The organism is Chitinophaga sp. XS-30 (assembly GCF_008086345.1).
Lineage (GTDB): Bacteria > Bacteroidota > Bacteroidia > Chitinophagales > Chitinophagaceae > Chitinophaga.
In genome coordinates this window covers 4,089,633-4,106,000 of sequence record NZ_CP043006.1, presented here as the reverse complement: position 1 = coordinate 4,106,000, position 16,368 = coordinate 4,089,633, and the positions used below count along the sequence as shown (strand labels likewise).

Genomic DNA, 16,368 nt, shown 5'->3' with positions numbered 1-16,368 from the left:
AACAATTAAATTTCTATAAAAATGAACACGCTTAATAACAAAGTAGCCTTGATCACAGGCTCAGGAAGGGGCTTGGGAAAAGCCATAGCGGAACGTTACGCTGCATTGGGCGCTAACATTGTACTGAATTACTCCAAAGATAAAGCGGCTACCGACCAGGTGGAAAGTACCATCAAAGCGATGGGCGTAAAAGTTATCTCCGTGCAGGCCGACGTAAGTAAAGTAGCCGATATCAAACGTCTTTTTGGAGAAGCGAAAAATGCTTTTGGTAAAATAGATATTGTTGTAGCCAATGCCGGTATTGAAATGGTAGAAACGCCCGTCACCCGCTTTACAGAAGAGCAATTCGACCGCTTATTTTCCATCAATACCAAAGGTGCTTATTTTACCATGCAACAGGCCGCTCTGCATGTGGAAGATAAAGGACGTATTATCTACATTGCTTCCAGTACTACTGCATTTCCTGTTCCGGGTATGGCGGTATATGGTGGTAGCAAAATTACGCCAAGATACCTGGTAGACGTATTGTCAAAAGAAATAGGCCATCGGGGTGTTACCGTTAATTCCATCATCCCTTTTGCGGTAGACCATTCCGGCATTTTTGCAGAAGAAGGCAGTTATCCGGAACTACGTAAATCCTTATTAGAAAGTTGCCCGATGGGACGATTGGCGGAAGTGGAAGATGTGGCTAATGCTGCAGAATTTTTTGCCACTGACCTTTCTTCTTTTGTGAGCGGCCAGCACTTGTTGGTAAACGGAGGGGCTACCCAATAAGCTGCACATGAGGAATAATTTAAAATTTATCTTACCGGTGCTGCTCTTGTGTGCTTTACAAGCCTGCGGGCAGACCGGTAACCATAACCATCAAACTGTTACAGAAATGGAATTTACAAAAATGAGCAACCCAAAAGTACAGGCCGCCATTGAAGCCTGGCAAAAAGGGGACACGGCGATGTGGCTTTCCTTTTTTACTGCTGACGCCAGGCTCCTGGACGATGGACATCCAAGAGATTTTAAGAAATTCTCTACCGAAGCAATAGGGCATGAACGCTTTACCAGTATCGACAGGGTGGAAAATAACGGATTGGATATTTACGGTAGCTTTCACAGCGACACCTGGGGGGATTTTAAAACCTATTTCAAATTCCGTTTGAACGAAGATGGGAAATTTCACCGGCTGGAAATAGGACAGGCTAAATATTGAGATTTTAATTCAAAAACAATTAAAAGCAACATTGAAATGAAAACATTAGCAAATAAGAAAGTGATTGTATTGGGCGGGAGTTCAGGATTAGGGTTAGCTACCGCCCAGGCAGCAGCAGCAGACGGCGCGGAAGTGATTATTGTATCGAGCAACCAGCAAAGGATCGACAAAGCATTGGAAACTTTGCCCAATAACAGTAAAGGATTTGCGGTTAGCCTTGAAAAGGAAGAAAACATAAAAGCGTTCTTTGCCGGTACGGGCAACTTCGACCACCTGGTTTATACGGCAGGTGAAAACATATCCATGAGTATGGTAGACGATACGGAGATAGAAAAAGGAAAGGATTTTTTTACCATTCGCTTTTGGGGCGCCTTTGCGGCCATTAAATATGGAAAGCAGCATATCAACGAAGGCGGAAGCATAAATTTAATGAGCGGCAATTTCGGGCAACGTCCGGCCGCCGGTTATAGCTTGGGGGCCACGATTTGCGGTGCAATGGATGCTTTTACTAAAGCGATGGCAGTAGAGCTGGCTCCGATACGGGTAAACAATATTGCGGCAGGAATTATCGATACCAATCTGTGGGGCAATATGAACTATGCCGACCGCGAAGGTTTTTTCAAGCACCTGGAAAATACCCTGCTGTTAAAAAGAGTGGGTAAACCGGAAGACATCGCACAGGCATTTGTTTATCTGATGAAACAAACTTATGCCACAGGGCAGTCTTTGGTTATTGATGGTGGGGCTGTATTGGTCTAATTTATAAGCCGGGAAAAACCATAATCCTCATTTTGGATAATCATTATCGCATTTTGGTTCATCGAAGCTTTGGTATCCATAGGACATTTGCCTTATAAATAAAGGTCCAACAAAAAAATATCAAGATCATGAACAAAACAGTATTGATTACGGGAACATCATCGGGGTTCGGTGCTTCTGCGGCCAACTTCTTTGCAGAAAATGGCTGGAATGTTATCGCCACGATGCGTGATACCGGCAAAGCTTCAGGTTTAAGCAATTCGGAAAACATTTTTGTGGCCCGGCTGGATGTAGAAGATACAGCCTCCATACAATCAGCCATTGACGCCGGTATTAAGCGCTTCGGAAAGATTGATGTATTGGTAAATAACGCGGGATACGGGCTCTTCGGCATTTTTGAGAGTGCCGGCCGCGAAGCTATTCAAAACCAGTTTGCGGTAAATGTATTCGGGGCTATGGACGTAACCAGGGCTATACTCCCTCATTTTCGTGGAAACAAATCCGGGGTCATCATCAATGTGAGCTCGGGTGCAGGGGCCATTGGCTTTCCAATGGCATCCATTTACAGCGCCTCCAAATTTGCCTTGGAGGGTTGGTCAGAAGGACTTCGTTATGAACTGGCTTCTGTAGGAATCAAAGTAAAAGTGATTGAACCGGGCGGGGCCCCGCAAACAGGTTTCCTTAACCGTGTAGGCGGCGAAAGCGCAGGATTGCAACCGATCAATGATTACCTTCCTTTTCTGGAGCAAACCGGGAAAATGTTCCAATCGATGGCGTCAGGTTCCGACACCGATGCCGTGGAAAAAGTTGTGGCCGCCATTTACGAATCTGCTACCGACAACAGTACCCGTCTTCGGTACTCCCCAACTCAGGATATCCAGCCCATCTTACATGCCCGTCGCTCTTCCTCTGAGGAAGCCTATCAGCAGTTTACCACCAGCATTTTTACACCAGCCAATGCTTAAGATCACTTTATAAAACATTCAAATGAAAACCATCTTTATAACCGGCGCATCTTCCGGCCTGGGAAAAGCTACAGCAAAATTGTTTGCCCAGAAAGGCTGGAAGGTAATTGCAACAATGCGTCAGCCTGAAAAAGAAACAGAGCTGGTGGCCCTTGCAAATATGCACCTTTTGCCATTAGACGTGACGGACGGGGAATCCGTTCAGAAGACAGTTGAAGCCGCCATTGCCATCAGCCCCGTCGATGTTGTATTCAATAATGCCGGTTACGGCTTAACCGGGCCATTAGAGGGGTATGTGGATGAACAGATAGCCCGACAGTTCAATACCAATGTATTGGGGGTAATCAGAGTAACACAGGTGTTTCTTCCACATCTGCGGGAAAGGAAAAGCGGGCTAGTTATAAATACCACATCTATAGGTGGATTGGTGACTTTCCCTTTTAGCTCAATTTACCATGCTACCAAATGGGCGGTTGAGGGCTGGAGCGAAAGCATGTCGTATGAGCTGGCAATACATAACATCCAAATGAAAACGATTGCTCCGGGAGGGATTGCGACGGATTTCATGACCAGATCCCTGGATATGAGGAAACATGAGGCCTACGCTGAGCATTTTGACCGGTTTTTAGCAGGTTTCAGCAATCCTGATAGTCCGCTGCAATTCTCATCTGCCGAATCCATTGCCACAGTAGTTTATGAAGCTGCCACCGATGGCAAAGACCAGCTCAGGTATCTTGCGGGAAATGACGCCAGAGCTATCTACGAACATAGGTTGAAGGTAGGTGCCGAAGCGTTCAGAAAAGGTGTGGCAAAAGGACTGGTTAGCTAATCCGTTCGGCGTAATTTTTTTAAATTTATCATTGAAAATAACGTTATCATGATGAAGAGCATAACCACAACTATTGTGCTGATCGCGGTCGCGATGATACTGCTTTCCCTGACACCGGGGAAAACCGATCCTGATGTATCCGTCAAAAACATCGTACTTGTGCACGGGGCCTTTTTAGATGGTTCCGGGTGGGAACCTGTGTATAACATCCTTACAAAGAAAGGATACCATGTATCGGTAACGCAACATAAATTACAAAGTTTAGAAACGGATATTGCGGAGGTAAACAGGATTATTGATCAGCAGGCCGGCCCTTGTGTATTGGTGGGTCACAGCTATGGAGGTGTTATTATATCACAGGCAGGTAATAACAGCAAAGTTTCGGGACTGGTGTACATCGCAGCTCATGCTCCCGAAGCCAACGAAAAAAGAAGTGAGCTTTTCCGGAAATATCCTCCGGCCTACACTTCATTGATCAAAGGCGAGGATGGCTATGACTATATCGATCCGGAAGGCTTTCCCGAAGACTTTGCTGCTGATTTGCCAGCGCCTAAAGCAAAATTTATGGCCCACGCTCAAATGCCTACAGCGGATATCTGCTTTCAGGGATTGATTGATAATCCGGCATGGAAGCTAAAGCCCTCCTGGTATATGATCGCTAAATCGGATAGAATCATCAACCCTGAGCTGGAACTTTTTTATGCGCGAAGAATGAAAGCAAAAAAGATCGTAGAGATCGAAGGCGGAAGTCATTCTATATATGCTTCCCGCCCGGAAGAGGTAGCCCATCTGATAGATGCAGCAGCAAAGGCTTTATCTAAATAACTAATAACCGTTTATCGGTTCACAAAAAAGAATTATGATAGATCAGTCAGTTCCCAAAAAAGAATTACGATATTATAAATCCATTTCGGATTTATGCAAAGCACTCGGCGTTCCCAAGCCTGCCCACCCTTTGATTGTACTGATTAATCACGATGAAATATCTTCAAATGAAGTGCGTTACCTGGTTCATGACTTCTACATGATTTCGTATAAAAGTAATTTGCACGGCAAGCTAAAGTACGGCCAAGGCTATTACGATTTTGACGAAGGTGGGCTGATCTTTGTCGCTCCCAACCAGGCATTGTCCGTTATTGATGAGGATAAATGTCAGGGGCGAAGCTTATTTGTTCATCCCGACTTTTTTGCGGGCCACCCCTTGTTTAAATCAATAACTAAATTCGGATTTTTTGGTTACAATATCAATGAAGCCCTGCATCTTTCTGAAAGAGAAAGAGACAAAATTCTGCATGTGTTTGGGGATATTAATGACGAATTAGAGACCTCCATTGATGATACCAGCCAGGAACTGGTGATTTCTTATATAGAAGTCCTCTTAAATTACAGCAACCGATATTACAAACGACAGTTTATAACAAGAAAGGCCGTTAACAGTCCGGTTATAGAGCGATTTGAAACCCTATTGAATAGTTACTATGCCACTGGGCTGGCTTTGGAAAACGGAATGCCGTCCGTAAAGTTCTTCTCTGACCAACTTAACGTTTCCCCCGGATATTTAAGTGATTTGTTGCGCAGCCTTACCGGCCTTAATACACAGCAGCACATTCATGGGAAATTAATAGAAGTGGCCAAACAGAAACTCTCTAATTCAGACCTCACCGCAGCAGAAATCGCCTATGAGCTGGGCTTTGAATATCCGCAGTCTTTCAATAAACTGTTTAAAAACAAGACCGGTATGACACCGCTGGCGTTTAGAGAACAGCTTAATTAGCTCATTTTCCCTTTACAATTTATAAGTAATGAAAAAAGTCGCCCCCTGATAATCAAGAGGCGACTTTTTTCAGTGATTCCGCTGGGACTCGAACCCAGGACCCATACATTAAAAGTGTATTGCTCTACCAACTGAGCTACAGAATCATTTTCACCATTAAAGCGGGTGCAAAAATAGGAATATTTTTATTCCTTCCAAATTTTTCAATAATTTTTTCAAACTTCCCGCAACGTATATACACCAACGTTATATCATCACCGCCGCTTCTTCGGCCGCTTCTGATTAAACTCCAGCATCGCAGATATCAGCTGCGCCCGTCCTTTCTCCGGCCTGTCCAGGAACAATATATGCGTGCCTTCAGCCAATGTCAGAAACTGCTTCTTCGGCGCATTCACCAGTTTTTCCTCCAGCGCTTTCATATCCTCCGGACGGCTCCAGGTATCCAGTGCCCCCCGTACCACGAGGATCGGCACCGTAATATCCTTCGCATGCCACAATCCCTTTCCCTGCGCGGTATAGAAACTCTCCGCCCGGTATCCGCCCGGCACCACCAGTACGGAATCTTCATCAAAACTTACCGCGGTTTTTACATAAGCCTGCGCCACAGCGGGATCATACCATTCGGTTTTATCCGCTACGGGAATGCTGTTATTCCACAGCTGCAACAGTGTGGCTGCATCTGCACGGCGCAGCGGGGGAGTGGCGGCATAGTAGAACTGCGATGTATCGAGTGGATTGCGGTAACGTTCGGTGAACCGCCAGGGGGCTTTCACGTTATACAAACTATTCAGCATGATGAGCGCATTCACTTTATAGGGATAGATGCAGGCGTAATAGCCCATCCAGTGCCCGCCGGTGGCTGTGCCGAAAAGCGTCACCTGCCGCTGGCCGGTCCGCTCGATGATGAAATTCACCGCGGCATCAATATCCCGCGATGCTTCGGCGGAAGAGCCATTGATGACATAACGCTTGTTGGTATCGTAGTCCGGGCGGGTGGACTTCTCCCATCCGCGAACATCCATGATGTACACTTTCAGGCCATGCTTAGCCAGGTCTTCCGCGAGGGAACCGCCGGGCACAGGGAGATCATAAAGCGCAAGTGAGCCGGCACCGCCGCCGTGCACCAGCAAAATAGGAGGTTTCCTGCTACGTTTGCGGCCAGATATTTCCCTGATGAAGATCTGCACACCGGGATCACTGCTGATCATAAAATCTTCCCGCGTGATCTTTTGCGCAGTGGTTTCGGTGCTGATCAGAAAAGGAAGGAGTAACAGGACTTTCCACATAGTTAGATAGCTGGATGAATAGGCAAAAATACTATAAATTGCAGTAATAGTTATCAAGTCGCGCATGAAACCATATGATATCAGGCCTGTTACGGAAACCAGCCTGCCGCTGCTGGCTCAACTGGAGCGATCTACATTTTCGGAAACGTTCCAGTCTGTCTACAGTGCGGCGGACCTGCAGAGCTTCCTTGATGAACGGAAGAGTGATGCCGTTATCCGGAAAGAGTGGGCGTCAGCGAACTCCCGTTATTATTTCATCTACTTCAACAATACGCCTGCAGGTTTCCTGAAGATAAACCTCTTTCGTCAGCCTGACAATGGCGGTCCGCTGCCGGAACCGGTTATGGAACTGGAAAAGATCTACGTGCTGAAAGCCTTTCAGGGGAAAAAGCTGGGCAAGGCACTCATGGATCACGCTTATGCCATGGGCCGGGAACATTTCGTACGCACGATATGGTTAGGTGTATGGGAACACAATCTATCCGCGCGGAAATTCTACGCGAAAGAAGGATACACGCAATTCGGCGAACATATTTTTGCAGTCGGGCGACAGGCCGACCGGGACCTGCTCCTGCAAAAGCCCCTGTGAAAAAACTATAACAAATAGCGAAAAATAAGGAGATCGTACCCGCTCTTTTTTGCCAGCACTTAGATGAATAGCGCATCCAACTGTCATGCCAGATCCGGGGGCCACAGTCGTAAAGGGCCGAACCGGCCGGCATTCTGCGACTTTGGAGCGTAATATCAGAAAAAAATCCTCTTCATATTAAAAATTTGATTTTACTTTGTGTTGCAAAGTAAAGGGAGTTACATCCCTTCTTTTTTACATCTTAACTTTGAAATGCAAAGTACTTTCTATGAAACAGATCGTGTCGCTCTTCCTTTCAAACAGGGCCTATGCCAGGGGAATACTGTTACTCCAGGTCAACTGCATCGTTTTTTGTCTCGGCGCCATGCCGGATACTGTAAACGACGGGATGCTCTCCGGTTTTTTCTTCTTTCATTTTTTCAGTGCGATAGCGGCATTCATCGGTATCTTCTTTACCGCGCGGGGGAAGAGAAGGAGTGTGTGGACGATCATGCTGCTGCTGTTGTTGATCAGCGCATACGCCCTGAACAGGCACATCCCGGTCTTCAGGCCTTCGGTTACCTGGTTGTCCGCCGTACTGGTCATTACGGGCGTCAATTTCCTGCTTTTCCATTTCTGGGAGGCCCTGCCCGCGTGGTTCCGGTACATGCAGTTGTTCATCATGGGCGTGGGCATGGCCTTGTTTGCTTACTTCGCGGTCTATTTGCTTCCGCTATACCCGCTGAGCGTAATGGCCCTCATCGCCCTGGGGATCTCCCTCCATACCTTCGTGCCAATCTTCCTGCTGATACAGGCTTTCGTTGTGATGCGGGATACGGCATGCAGGATACGCTCCGGCGTTACGGCCTTGTGGGCAGGCGGGCTGGCGGCGCTGATCTTTGCCGTAGTGTATGGTTTTCTTTACAATGCTGAAGTACGAAAGCTCAATCTCGCTTACAACCGCACCATCGTGGAAAGCAATGGCGATCTGCCCGCATGGGTGGAGGCTTCCCGGCAGGCGACGGGCGGGATCATGGAACATAAAGTACTGTGTACGGACCTGCTGTATCTCCGCCCCAAATGGGAAATATTCAACCTGGGCAACTTCCCCGGCCGCAATTTCGGCGAGCGCATACAACATGACCCGCTGATCGTGGCGGCAACGGCGTTTGCGCCGCCGCTGGAAATACCGGTGGATGACCGCATCAAAATACTGGAATCGATGTACGATGCCCGGCACGAAGCGCAGGAACGCCTCTGGTCGGGAGACGACCTTTACACCGGGTATGTGAACAGCAAGGTAAAGATCTGGCCGAAGCTGCACCTCGCCTATACGGAAAAAATGCTCTCCGTCACCAATCCGGATATCAAGGGTTTCAGGGGAAAGGAAGCCATCTATACCTTTCATTTGCCGGAAGGCGGTGTGGTCACATCCCTTTCCCTATGGGTGGCGGGTAAAGAAGAAAAAGCCATCCTGACCACAAAAGAGAAAGCAGACACGGCATACCGCACGATCGTGGGGGTGGAATCCCGCGATCCTTCGCTCGTGCGCTGGCAGGAGGGCAACACGGTCTCCGTACGGGTATTCCCCGTGATGCCCGGCGAATCCAGAAAATTCAGGATAGGTTTTACCGCGCCGCTGGCATCCGATGGCAAAACGCTGCAGTACGATAACATTTATTTTGATGGCCCCTCCGCAACCAGCGCCCTGGAAGATGCCACGGTATCCTTTGATGGGAAACCGGCAGGACTGAACGGCACCGGCACGCGCCGGAACGGGCGTTACCGGGCGGACTGGAAGATCACCATGTTGGATGAAGGCATCACACCGCATGCTTTCTCCTTTAACGGCATGGCCTACACGCTGCAACCTTACCAGCTGCAGCGGGAAAGGGTTAGCACGGATGTGGTGTATGTAGATGCGAATGCAGCCTGGACGCCCGGCGAATTCAACGAAGTGCTGCGGCTGTCGGCGCCAAGACCGGTATTCGTCTGGCTGAACGATCAGATGGTGCAGGTATCGGAAGAAAACCGGGAGGAATGCGTGGAATTATTGCTGGCAAATCGTTTCAGCCTGTTTCCCCTGCACAGGATCAAGGCTCCCGCGGCTTCCCTGCTGATCACCAAAAGCACCGCGGCATCACCATCGCTTGCGGACCTCCGGGACAGCAGGTTCCGGAGCGATCTGGCTGCTTTCCTCGCGGCGCCTGATCTGCCGAAGGTACGTTTGCTCAATATCGGCGGCGAACTGTCGCCTTACCTGAAATCCCTGAAGGAACACCGGGTATTCCGCTACGAAAAGGGCGGCATCCTGCTCCTGAAAATACTCCTGGACGCCGGCACTTTTGCGGCCGATGCGGAAACGGCGGACAAGGTAGTGATCGATCACGCCAATGTGGCGATCACCAGGCAACCGGCGGACACGGCCGGTATTCCGTCCGGAGCACCGGATCACCTGATGCGCCTGTTCGCTTATAATCACATCATGCAGCAGACGGGCAAAGGCCTGATCACCGGCTCAGCAGGGCAGGAGCAGCTGGTGGCTGCCGCAAAGGAGGCCTATGTGGTATCCCCGTTATCCAGCCTCATTGTATTGGAAACACAGCGGGATTACGACAGGTTCGGCATCAAAGACGAAGGCAGCAGCCTGAAGAACGCTTCCCTCAAATCTACCGGCGCCGTTCCGGAGCCGCATGAATGGGCACTGATCATCCTGGTGCTGTTAACGCTCATCTATACAAAATTCCGTCCGTCATGGCGCAAAGCAAACGTATAATTCCCCATATCCTGTTCCCGGGCCTGATCGCCGGCGTGTACGTCTTCATTGTGTGTTATGCGCTGGGAGACTACATCGCCTGGCGCTCTCCGGGATTCCTGCTCGGCATCGCTGCTATTCCCATGGTGATGATACGCGATGCCGGCAGCAAAAAAAGCCTGCGCTTCTATTACGCAGCACTGGCCTGCTGTGTACTGGCCTGGATCGTACCGGCCAAAACCCTGCTGTACCTCTCGCTCGTTATGGCGCTTTGTTTCCTGGCAGACAGCGCTGTCGGGCGCATCAACTTCCTGCCGCTGCTGGCTATGCTGCTGATGGCGCCGGTATGCGATTATATCACGCAGATATTCACGTTCCCTATCCGCCTGCAGCTGACGGAATGGGCGGGAAGCCTGTTGCAAATAGTGAGTACAGGCGTAACCGTTGAAGGCAATACCATTTTTCACCGGGGAAATGAATTTGCTGTGGACGCGGCCTGCATGGGACTGAACATGATGGTGGCCTCCATGCTCTGCTGCATCATGCTGCTGGGATTTTATCAGAAACGGCTGGACCTCCGGCTGTCCTTCCCGCTGGTGGCCGTGTTGCTGGCCTTTACCGCTGCGCTGAACATCTTCAGCAACCTCTTCCGGATCATCCTGCTGGTGCAGTTCGCCATCCTGCCGGATCACCCGATGCATGACGTGACCGGTATCATTTGCCTGGCTGTTTATGTGATACTGCCGTTGCTGATCCTGGTGCCATTCCTGGTCAAACGGCTGGGGAAACCACACATAGTAAAGCCGGGAGCGGAAACCGATCCGCATATGATCACGATGGCGCATATCTGCCTCGCCGGCTGCGTTTTCCTGGTCGCATACAAGATCATGCTGCCGGATGCGCGGCCGTCCGTATCCGTTCCCGATGTGACGGGATATCAGACTACCGTGATGGACAATGGCCGTCATCAAACTGGAAAGCCCCGCTTCGCTTGTTTATGTAAAACCTGTTCCGGGATTTTACTATACGGACCATCATCCTTCCATCTGCTGGCGCGGCAGCGGGTATGCGTTCAGCAATATCCGCGAAACCCGGATGGCCGGAAAAACGGTGTACACGGCTTTGCTGCAAAAGGGAACGGACAGGCTGTTTACGGCCTGGTGGTACGATAACGGGGATGTACAAACGATATCACAGCTGGAATGGCGCTGGCTGGCTTTCCGTAACAGCGGGCGCTTTTCCCTGGTGAATGTGAGCGCGGCGGATGCGGTCAGCCTTCAACAGGAGGTCAGCCGTTTGATGCGGCAGAGCGGGGGGCTGCTGCGGAGTCTGAGCGCGCGGGCTGGTTGAACATCTCCGTCAGCAGGTGAAAAAGCTCCGGATGATGCGCCTCCATCAGGTCCGGCCGCTCAAAGAAATATTCGGCAACCACGGCCAGAAATTCCGCCTGGTTCATCGCGGCATAGGGATTGATGTCTGACTGACCGGTTTCTATGCGCCGGATCTCTTCATGCATCACTTTCAACCAGGGCAGGCTGTAACTGTTGCGCAGCAGGCTTTCGGGAAATCCGTCCACTGAACCGTCTGATTTATCCACCAGATGCACGAACTCATGGATGGCGGTATTGCTTTTGCCGCCGTTGTCCGCAAAGCCGGCCCTGAGTGCGGAGCGGGACAGCAGCATTTGTCCGTTCAGGGCGCCGCTGCCTACCATTCCCATGATATGCCGCCGGTCGCCTTCAAACTGGTATTGCTCGTCGAAGGTATCCGGGTACACGATAACATTGGTAAGATTGCGGTAACGCCAGCCCGGAAAATAGAAAATAGGGATCACGGCGCTTGCCGCGATCAGTACTTTATCAAGATCTTCCACTTCAATGCCTACGCCTTCTATCGTCACCTGCTCCAGGAACAGCTTTACTTCCGAGGCAAACCTGGTTTGCTCCTTTTTGTCCAGCTGCCGGTAATAACGGACCTGGTTGCCCAGCAGCCGGTTAACATTGGCCGGAACGGGAGAAGGGCCTTTACGTTTGGGTTTACGGGTGAACCACCAGAAGAGCAGCGCCACTACGATGACGGGTATAGCAAATTCCATACGCCAAATTTCAACTTTTTCCCTGAATTATTGTTTAAATTACTGAACATCAATGTGAACTTATGCCTCGCTGGATACGTATTTCCCTTATTTCATGTGTTAGCCTGATCGCGCTGGTCATCATACTGTGGCTGGTGCTTGCGCTGGTCATCCGCAGCAACAAACAGGCGATCCTGGAGGAGATCACCGCCCAGTTCGGCAGCCGCATCAATGGCACGCTGGAAATAAGGGACATGGAGCCTTCGCTGATCCGCAGCTTTCCCAATGTTTCCGTAAACCTGATGGACGTGACCGTGAAAGACAGTCTTTACAGCGTTCATCAACGCCCGCTGCTGACTTTCCGGGAAGTATTCGTCAAAGTGAATACCTTCGCCATCCTTCGGGGAAAGGTGGACATCCGTCAGGTTTTCCTGAGAAACGGAGGTATCCGCCTGTTTACAGACAGTACCGGTTATTCGAATACCCATCTTTTCAAAACTGACTCATCGGCGGAAAAATCGTCAAAACAACCCACTATTGCCAACTTCCGGTTGGAAAATGTGCAGCTGGAGATCGAAGACCTGGTCAAATCAAAGCTTTTCCGTTTTGATATCCGCAATCTGCGCGGCCGCATGCATAACAGCGCGGCAAAGTGGACCTGCGACCTGAATACGGAAACACTGATCAGGGACATGGCTTTCAATACCGCAAAAGGGAGCTACGCCAGGCAAAAGGTATTGAAAGCAGACCTGCACCTGGAATATGATAAAAAAACAAAAACGCTGCGCTTCCCTTCCCAGACCCTGCGCTTCGACGGCCAGGGAATTGTATTCGACGGGATATTCAACTTCTCTCAAAAACCAGCCGTATTTACGCTGAAGATCAAAGCAGACGATATCGGTTTCAGAATGGCCGCTACCATGCTCCCGGTATCCGCATCGCAGAAGCTGGACAGCATAGGGATATCCGCTCCGCTGAATGTGCTGGCCGACATCAGGGGACGCATGCAGTTCAGGGATACGCCCTATGTGAATGTGACCTGGAACACAAAAGGCAATACCCTCACCGTCAAAGGCATCCAGCTGGAGGAATGCAGCTTCAGCGGTGGCTTCCTGAATGAAGTGGAACCCGGAATGGGGCATGGCGACAAAAACTCACGGGTAAGCCTGTACGATTTTAGAGGGCTGTTCGACAGCATCCCCATTACCGCGGATACCATCCGTGTACTGAACCTCAAACATCCGGTGCTGACAGGCCGCTTCAAATCCAGCTTTCCCCTGGTCAGCCTCACACGGCCCATGGGCGCCCACCTGTTCCTGTTCTCCAAAGGCAATGCCACCGTAGACCTCGAATACGCGGGCGGATGGGATGCCAAAGACACAGTAGCCGGTTACCTGAAAGGCATTGTGCGGGTCACCGACGGCGCATTCACTTATATACCGCGTAACCAGTCATTCGGGCAATGCAATGCCACCCTCGAATTCACGGGGGAAGACCTGTTTATCCGGGATGTGAAAGTGCAAAGCGGCAAAAGCATCCTGCTGATGAACGGAAGCGTCCGCAATATGCTCAATTTCTATTTCGATGCACCGGAGAAGATATTGCTGGACTGGTCTGTCAGCAGTCCTCTCATCAACCTGAACGAGTTCCAGGGATTCTTTGCGCGGCGAAAGCAACACCGGCAAAAAAACTCACGGCGGCAAAGGGTCAGCATGCTCCGCCAGCTGGATATCGTGCTCGATGCCAGCCGTGTGAATATGCAGGTAGACCTCCACAAAGTGCAGTATCAGAAGTTCATTGCCCGGAATGTGAAAGCCACGGTGTTCCTGGACAGGGAAAAAGTGCAGTTGAGCAAAGCAGCTTTGCAAACCGCCGGAGGTTCCATGCAACTGAACGGCAGCATCACCCAGGCGGGTACGAACGACCGGTTCAATCTCGATGCCCGTATCAACCAGGTACAGGTAGACCAGCTTTTTAATGCATTCGATAACTTCGGACAGGATGGTATCGAAGGGAAGAACCTGAAAGGCACTTTCTCCGCTAACGTGAGCTTAAGCGGCGGTATCACAGAAAATGTTTCGCTGCGCCCCAATTCCATGTTCGGCACCGTACGCTTCGATCTCAAAAAAGGAGCATTGCTGAACTTTGAGCCGCTCGAAAAGATCGGGCGCTTTATCTTCCGCAAGCGGGATATGTCCAACATCACCTTCGATAACATCAGCAATACCCTCGAAATAAAAGGCGACAAAGTGATCATTTACCCCATGATCATTTCTTCCAGTGTACTGAACATTGAGCTGGAAGGCGTGTACGGCCTGACAAAAGGCACCGATATCAAAATGAAGATCCCCCTCCGCAATCCCAAAGGCGATGAACTGATCACTGACATAGCCGAACTGCAGAAAAGGCGGAAACGCGGTATCGTCATCAATCTGCATGCAGTGGATGGGGAGGATGGCAAAGTGAAGCTGAAGCTCGGGAAGGGCAAAGATGATGAATAACCCCGTATTGAGTAAGGAAATCCCCATGTCATAAAGCTGTGAGCCCCGCTGCGCTGCATTCTGCGGACAGGAACCTTTTTTGATGTCATATCCCCGGCAACCACATTGTACACCAAAACAATCAACTTATGGCACAGCAAAACCTGGAAAACAAAAAAGTAGCCGTGCTGGTAACAGATGGCTTTGAAGAATCTGAATTTACAGAACCGGTAGCTGCATTGCAGCATGCCGGCGCGTCAGTGGAGGTGATCTCGCTGAAACCCGGAAAAGTGAAAGCCTGGGCGGACAAGGAATGGGGCGATGAATACCGGGTGGATAATACGGTAGACAAAGTGAATGCCGATGACTATGATGCATTGGTATTGCCCGGAGGCGTGATGAACCCGGACAAGCTTCGTATGGACCCGGGTGCAGTCAGTTTTGTGACCGCATTTACCGACAAGAACAAACCGATTGCCGCTATCTGCCACGGCCCCTGGATACTGATCGAAACAGGCGCGCTGGAAGGCCGCACCGTAACCTCCTGGCCATCGCTGAAAACAGACCTGATCAATGCAGGAGCAACCTGGGTGGACGAGGAAGTGCATGTGGACAACGGTCTTGTGACCAGCCGTAATCCCGGGGACCTGCCGGCTTTCTGTAAAAAGATGATCGAAGAGATTGCCGAAGGCCGCCACGTCAGCAGCGGGCAGACCACCGGCGTAAATCAATTAGGCTGAATAAATAAAATCAAATTGAAGAGCTGTCTTATGTCTATAAGATGGCTTTTTTATTTCCGGACAACAACATGTGTATTTTTCTACCCATGAGATCTATTGCAATCAGCTGTAAATCACCACCTTGCACTTCAGCAAGGTTTTGGCGGTGATGATGGAAAACAGACGATATGGCAAATTACGAAGGCAAGGAGGATAGCCCGCGCGCCGGAAGCCTCTACGAAAACACCACGGTCATCAATGTTTCAAAAACCGGCAGGATCGTTTCTGCCGCGGCAGGTTCCTCACTCATGTACATTGGCCTGGCGGACATTTCAAAATCCCCGCTGAAAGCCCTTGGACGAATGCTGGTGGGCGGTTATCTGTTGTACCGGGGCCTGTCCGGCAATTGCCCGCTGTCCGCCGTAATAGAGAACAACGTCAGGGCCAGACATGCCCGCGCCGTCAACATCCGCAGCACATTCCGGGTGGACCGCTCGCCGGTGGACGTGTATGAGTACTGGCGCAAGCTGGATAACCTGCCCATGTTCATGGCGCACCTGCATCATGTGGAAGTACAGGACGAGCGTTATTCTCACTGGACGGTAAAACTGGCCGGCGACCTCACACTGGAGTGGGATGCGGAGATCGTGGAAGACCGGGAGAATGAAGTTATCAGCTGGCGGTCCCTGGAAGGTGCGGCTGTGGCCAATTCAGGAAAAATTACATTTAAAGAACTGGAAGATGGCGGAACGGAACTGCATGTAGTGATCAGCTACCGGCCACCTGCAGGCTTTGCCGGCGCAGGCATAGCGAGACTGCTCAACCCGGCATTTGAAAGGCTGGTGCGGAACGATGTCCGGAATTTCAAACAGCATATAGAGAAAAGTCCCAACCTGATATAAAACCAGCGCCGCGGCATTCCGGCGGTGGCACAAAAAAAGAAGGCTCCATCGAA

Annotated in this window: 15 protein-coding genes and 1 tRNA gene; 13 read left to right on the top strand and 3 right to left on the bottom strand. The window is 50.2% G+C overall.

Features of this window, described 5'->3' with window-relative positions; all coding sequences use genetic code 11:
* Nucleotides 1–21: 21 nt before the first annotated feature.
* The 7 genes from FW415_RS16720 (at nt 22) to FW415_RS16690 (ending at nt 5,531) form a co-directional block, all read left to right on the top strand.
* Entirely contained in the window at nt 22–774 is a 753-nt protein-coding gene (locus tag FW415_RS16720) for an SDR family oxidoreductase (protein ID WP_148387320.1), read from the top strand.
* Nucleotides 775–781: 7 nt separating this feature from the next.
* Nucleotides 782–1,204 (top strand): nuclear transport factor 2 family protein, encoded by a 423-nt coding sequence (locus tag FW415_RS16715; protein ID WP_210420718.1) that lies wholly within the window; start codon nt 782–784, stop codon nt 1,202–1,204.
* Between the two features lie 36 nt (nt 1,205–1,240).
* Nucleotides 1,241–1,963 (top strand): SDR family oxidoreductase, encoded by a 723-nt coding sequence (locus FW415_RS16710; RefSeq protein ID WP_246858778.1) that lies wholly within the window; start codon nt 1,241–1,243, stop codon nt 1,961–1,963.
* A gap of 128 nt (nt 1,964–2,091) precedes the next feature.
* Nucleotides 2,092–2,928, top strand: a complete 837-nt coding sequence (locus FW415_RS16705; RefSeq protein ID WP_148387316.1) for an SDR family oxidoreductase — start codon at nt 2,092–2,094, stop codon at nt 2,926–2,928.
* 22 nt (nt 2,929–2,950) lie between these two features.
* Nucleotides 2,951–3,757 carry an SDR family oxidoreductase gene (locus FW415_RS16700; RefSeq protein ID WP_148387314.1) on the top strand — a complete coding sequence of 269 codons (807 nt, stop codon included), beginning with the start codon at nt 2,951–2,953 and terminating at the stop codon, nt 3,755–3,757.
* Nucleotides 3,758–3,805: 48 nt separating this feature from the next.
* A complete protein-coding gene (locus tag FW415_RS16695; RefSeq protein ID WP_148387312.1) occupies nt 3,806–4,582 on the top strand; it encodes an alpha/beta fold hydrolase in 777 nt (258 codons plus the stop codon).
* Nucleotides 4,583–4,616: 34 nt separating this feature from the next.
* The gene (locus tag FW415_RS16690; protein ID WP_148387309.1) at nt 4,617–5,531 is read left to right on the top strand and encodes an AraC family transcriptional regulator; all 915 of its coding nucleotides are present in this window, start codon (nt 4,617–4,619) and stop codon (nt 5,529–5,531) included.
* Nucleotides 5,532–5,604: 73 nt separating this feature from the next.
* Here the strand turns inward: FW415_RS16690 and FW415_RS16685 are convergent.
* Together FW415_RS16685 and FW415_RS16680 are read right to left on the bottom strand one after the other, a co-directional pair.
* A tRNA-Lys gene (locus tag FW415_RS16685) sits at nt 5,605–5,677 on the bottom strand.
* 108 nt (nt 5,678–5,785) lie between these two features.
* Nucleotides 5,786–6,817: an alpha/beta hydrolase gene (locus tag FW415_RS16680; protein ID WP_168208848.1), complete on the bottom strand. Its 1,032-nt coding sequence runs from the start codon at nt 6,815–6,817 to the stop codon at nt 5,786–5,788.
* 64 nt (nt 6,818–6,881) lie between these two features.
* Between FW415_RS16680 and FW415_RS16675 the strand changes: the two genes are divergently transcribed.
* The 3 genes from FW415_RS16675 (at nt 6,882) to xrtN (ending at nt 11,312) form a co-directional block, all read left to right on the top strand.
* On the top strand, nt 6,882–7,406 hold the full coding sequence (locus tag FW415_RS16675; protein ID WP_148387305.1) for a GNAT family N-acetyltransferase: 525 nt from the start codon (nt 6,882–6,884) through the stop codon (nt 7,404–7,406).
* Nucleotides 7,407–7,674: 268 nt separating this feature from the next.
* A complete protein-coding gene (locus tag FW415_RS16670) occupies nt 7,675–10,161 on the top strand; it encodes an XrtN system VIT domain-containing protein (RefSeq protein ID WP_148387302.1) in 2,487 nt (828 codons plus the stop codon).
* On the top strand, nt 10,140–11,312 hold the full coding sequence (gene xrtN / locus FW415_RS16665; protein WP_168208847.1) for an exosortase N: 1,173 nt from the start codon (nt 10,140–10,142) through the stop codon (nt 11,310–11,312). Before FW415_RS16670 ends, xrtN begins: the two co-directional genes overlap by 22 nt.
* Before the next feature lie 116 nt (nt 11,313–11,428).
* Here the strand turns inward: xrtN and FW415_RS16655 are convergent, their stop codons facing one another.
* Nucleotides 11,429–12,235 carry a zinc-dependent peptidase gene (locus FW415_RS16655; protein ID WP_148387295.1) on the bottom strand — a complete coding sequence of 269 codons (807 nt, stop codon included), beginning with the start codon at nt 12,233–12,235 and terminating at the stop codon, nt 11,429–11,431.
* Between the two features lie 62 nt (nt 12,236–12,297).
* Here FW415_RS16655 and FW415_RS16650 point away from each other — a divergent pair, with 62 nt between their 5' ends.
* From FW415_RS16650 to FW415_RS16640, 3 genes are all read left to right on the top strand, one after another.
* Nucleotides 12,298–14,715: an AsmA-like C-terminal region-containing protein gene (locus FW415_RS16650; protein WP_148387294.1), complete on the top strand. Its 2,418-nt coding sequence runs from the start codon at nt 12,298–12,300 to the stop codon at nt 14,713–14,715.
* Between the two features lie 128 nt (nt 14,716–14,843).
* Nucleotides 14,844–15,434 carry a type 1 glutamine amidotransferase domain-containing protein gene (locus FW415_RS16645; protein WP_148387292.1) on the top strand — a complete coding sequence of 197 codons (591 nt, stop codon included), beginning with the start codon at nt 14,844–14,846 and terminating at the stop codon, nt 15,432–15,434.
* A gap of 167 nt (nt 15,435–15,601) precedes the next feature.
* On the top strand, nt 15,602–16,315 hold the full coding sequence (locus FW415_RS16640; RefSeq protein ID WP_148387289.1) for an SRPBCC family protein: 714 nt from the start codon (nt 15,602–15,604) through the stop codon (nt 16,313–16,315).
* The last annotated feature ends 53 nt before the right edge of the window (nt 16,316–16,368 follow it).